The sequence below is a fragment of the Streptomyces sp. col6 genome (assembly GCF_008042035.1).
Lineage (GTDB): Bacteria > Actinomycetota > Actinomycetes > Streptomycetales > Streptomycetaceae > Streptomyces.
In genome coordinates this window covers 1-873 of record NZ_RDBL01000049.1, presented here as the reverse complement: position 1 = coordinate 873, position 873 = coordinate 1, and the positions used below count along the sequence as shown (strand labels likewise).

1 protein-coding gene is annotated in these 873 nt (G+C 71.7%); it reads left to right on the top strand.

Annotated features, from left to right (window positions below):
- Nucleotides 1–264 precede the first annotated feature (264 nt).
- Nucleotides 265–852 carry a DUF2165 family protein gene (locus tag EAO73_RS34905; protein WP_147975548.1) on the top strand — a complete coding sequence of 196 codons (588 nt, stop codon included), beginning with the start codon at nt 265–267 and terminating at the stop codon, nt 850–852.
- Nucleotides 853–873 lie beyond the last annotated feature (21 nt).

The window sequence follows — 873 nt, the reverse complement described above, 5'->3', positions numbered from 1 at the left end:
GCGGTGGGCCCGTCGGCGGCGGGCGGGGTGGCAGGGGGTGTCTCGGCGGTGGTCACGGGGCCCGATCCTGCTGGACGAACTTGCCCCCGGGCAACGGGATTCGGGGTCGTACCCTGGCCGGTCGAGGAGCCCGTACGGGCAGTCCGTACGGGCGGGCGGGGACGCCGCACGGGCAGCCCGAAGAGGGAGCTGCCGGGGGCGCCCGAATCCCGGCACGCTGAAGCCATCGAACTTCCCCTCCCTTCAGCTCCGAGGAGTCCTCCCATGGCACTGACCGCCGACCGGCCCACCGCGACGAAGAGCACGACGGCCCCGCAGGCCACCGGCCGGCCGGACCTCGCCGTCCGCTCCCGGCTGGCCGCGCTCAACGCCTTCCTGATGAGCGGGCTCACCCTGTGGCTGGGCCTGGTCACCCTCAACAACGTCAACGACTTCGGCACCAACAAGGCGCTCATAGGTTCCATGCTGACCATGCGCGACCTGGTCAAGGACCCCGTCCGGGGCAACGGCCTGGAGTGGCGCGCGATGCCCGAGTCGATGGCCACGCCGGCGCTCATCGGCGTCATCATCTACGAGGTGCTGATCGTGGCCCTGCTGGCCCGTGCGGCGTACGGCCTGTGGCGCCGGGCGCGTGGCGAGGAGACCGGGATCGTCGTGACGCAGCGCGCCAACATCGCGCTGGGCGCCTTCGCCGGGCTGTTCCTGCTGTTCCTCTCGGGCGGCATGTTCTTCGGCTACTGGATCTACATCGGCGCCGCCCAGCAGGTCCACTTCACCGGCCTCATCATCGGCCTGCTCGCCGCCCTGCTGGTCAACCTCCCCTCGGTGACCGGCGCCCAGCAGGAACGCTGATCCCCGCCCCGGCCCCCAGAC

Bases quoted from the DNA above. Each gene is read 5' to 3' on its own strand.
- EAO73_RS34905 (WP_147975548.1), top strand. From the start codon at position 265: ATGGCACTGACCGCCGACCGGCCCACCGCGACGAAGAGCACGACGGCC.